The following is a 2,314-nucleotide window of genomic DNA, read 5'->3' on the forward strand; positions in this document are numbered from 1 at the left end:
GTCGACAATGATGACGAGCTGGCGGCGGCGCTGAAAGCATTCGACGGCAGCGGCATCCTGAAGACCCGGCGCATGGGATATGACGGCAAGGGCCAGCGCGTCTTCCGCAACATGGAAGCCGGCGGTTTTGCCGGCACATGCGAGGCGATGGGCAATGTGCCGCTGATTCTGGAGTCCTTCGTGCCGTTCGAGCGCGAGATATCGGTGATCGCGGCGCGTGGGCTGGACGGTGCGGTTGTCGCCTACGATCCAGCCGAGAATATCCATCGCAACGGCATTCTCCACACATCGACCTTGCCGGCCGCCATTATGCCGGAGACGGCGCAAGCAGCCCGAACGGCCGCATCGAAGATCCTTGCGGCGCTCGACTATGTCGGTGTCATCGGCGTCGAGTTCTTCGTGCTGGCCGATGGCTCGCTGCTGGCCAACGAGATCGCGCCGCGCGTGCACAATTCCGGCCATTGGACGGAAGCCGCCTGTGTCGTTTCGCAGTTCGAGCAGCATATCCGCGCCATCGCCGGCCTGCCGCTCGGCGGCCCGGACCGCCATTCCGACTGCGTGATGGAAAACCTGATCGGCGACGATGTGCTGCGCGTCCCGGAGCTTCTCGCCGAGCCCGATCTGATGCTGCATCTCTACGGCAAGACCGAAGCGCGGCCCGGCCGCAAGATGGGTCATTTCACTCGGATCAGACGTCGCGCCTCATAAGGTTGCCTACTGCGCGTCGTCGCTCTCGTCCTGCCCTGTATTGGCGCAACTCCCATCGCCTTCCTCGCAATTGGCCGCGGCAGCGAGCTGCTTGACGCGGTCATTGGTCAATCTGGGTCAGGCATTGCGAAACTTCCATCGAATGGATCGATCCGCCTTCGCTGGCGGCGGTGGAATGCGCGCACTCGGCATCGCGAAAAGTGATCCAGGCGCGTTGCGCCACCTGCAGCAATCTCTTGCCGTTGGCATCGTCCGAGCTGGTGAGGTTCTGATAGGCCGTGTTGAGCCTGGCGTCGGCCGCCTGGTAATCCTCGCCGGCACAGATGTTCATCATTTGCTGGCTGTCGTCGCTGCGGTCGCATTCCTGCGCGCGCGCAACCGAAGCTGCCGCCAGCAGGACAAGGCAGGCGGCCAGGAACATCCGGCGCATAGTCGTCTCCAAATCATTTCACGGCGACCGCATCATCCCAGCCGGCCCAGGGCCGCGCAATGCCGCAAGGCAGACATGGCGGATAATTGATGACAGGGATGATTCACAGCCGCTATGGAGCACGCTTGCGGTTGACAGGGACAAGGCTCCTCGTTTATGAGCCACCCACAGTTCAAAGGCGCGTCTTCTGGCGCGCCTTAAAATTTCGACCCAACCGGGTCCACACCGACAGGCAAGACCATGAAGATCAAGAATTCGCTCAAGGCGCTGAAGGCGCGTCACCGCGACAACCAGCTGGTTCGCCGCAAGGGCCGCATCTACATCATCAACAAGACCGCCCCGCGCTACAAGGCACGTCAGGGCTGAGTTTTCGGGCAGGAGGCTGTCGCCTCCGCCCATTTGATGCTTGTCGCCGTCTGCCGGCCTTTTCACGCCAAATTCAGTTTGACGTTCTCTCGCCCGGGACTAGAGTCCGGCGATGCGGATTCCTTTTGCATTTTTGACATCTCTGCTTGTTTCCGGCGTCATTTATGGCCCGGCATGGGCGGATGGTGCTGTCGCGCCGCCGTCCACTCAGGATGCGCCGCCCGCCCCAACGACGAAACAAGCCCGCCTCGATCAGCTGTTCAGCGACTTGAAACGCGAACGCAACGAAAAGGCGGCGGAGCGCATCGCCGGCAACATCTGGAGCGAGTGGTCGCAATCCGGCAGCGCCTCGATCGACCTGATGATGCAATGGTCGCAAAAAGCCGTCGAGGGCCAGAAGTTCGACGTCGCGCTCGATTTCCTCGACCAGGTGGTGACTTTGCAGCCTACTTATGCCGAGGGCTGGAACCGGCGCGCCACCGTCCATTTCATGATGAAGAACTACGGCAAGTCGATGTCCGACATCGACCATACGCTGCAGCTCGAGCCGCGCCATTTCGGTGCGCTGTCCGGCCTGGCGCAGATCATGGCGTTGACCGGCCACAAGCAATCGGCGCTCGAGGCCTGGCAAAAGGTGCTGGCCATCTATCCGATGATGCGCAGCGCCCAGGACCAGGTCGGCACGATTTCGGAGGAACTTGCCGGTGAAGGCATTTGATTGCTCTAGGGGAGTAAGGGAATAGGGCAGTAAGACAGTAGGGGCAGATCGCACCTGCGGAACACACACCCTACTCCCCTACTCCCCTACTC

The 2,314-nt window shown here is 61.6% G+C and carries 3 protein-coding genes and 1 pseudogene; 3 read left to right on the plus strand and 1 reads right to left on the minus strand.

What is annotated here, in order from left to right; translation table 11 throughout:
• The coding region (locus EN925_RS32430; RefSeq protein WP_128337227.1) for an ATP-grasp domain-containing protein at positions 1 to 708 on the plus strand (708 nt) is incomplete at its 5' end.
• Between the two features lie 6 nt (positions 709 to 714).
• On the opposite strand, the pseudogene EN925_RS32435 reads toward EN925_RS32430, so the two are convergent.
• Positions 715 to 1,138 (minus strand): annotated as a pseudogene (locus tag EN925_RS32435) (lysozyme inhibitor LprI family protein).
• 240 nt (positions 1,139 to 1,378) lie between these two features.
• Between EN925_RS32435 and ykgO the strand changes: the two are divergent.
• Positions 1,379 to 1,504, plus strand: coding sequence for a type B 50S ribosomal protein L36 (gene ykgO / locus EN925_RS32440; RefSeq protein WP_006203764.1), 126 nt, complete (start codon positions 1,379 to 1,381; stop codon positions 1,502 to 1,504).
• A gap of 112 nt (positions 1,505 to 1,616) precedes the next feature.
• A complete protein-coding gene (locus EN925_RS32445; RefSeq protein ID WP_063169173.1) occupies positions 1,617 to 2,222 on the plus strand; it encodes a hypothetical protein in 606 nt (201 codons plus the stop codon).
• Positions 2,223 to 2,314: the final 92 nt, after the last annotated feature.

Origin of the sequence: Mesorhizobium sp. M7A.F.Ca.US.006.04.2.1 (assembly GCF_004022915.1) — a bacterium.
Taxonomy (GTDB): domain Bacteria; phylum Pseudomonadota; class Alphaproteobacteria; order Rhizobiales; family Rhizobiaceae; genus Mesorhizobium; species Mesorhizobium ciceri.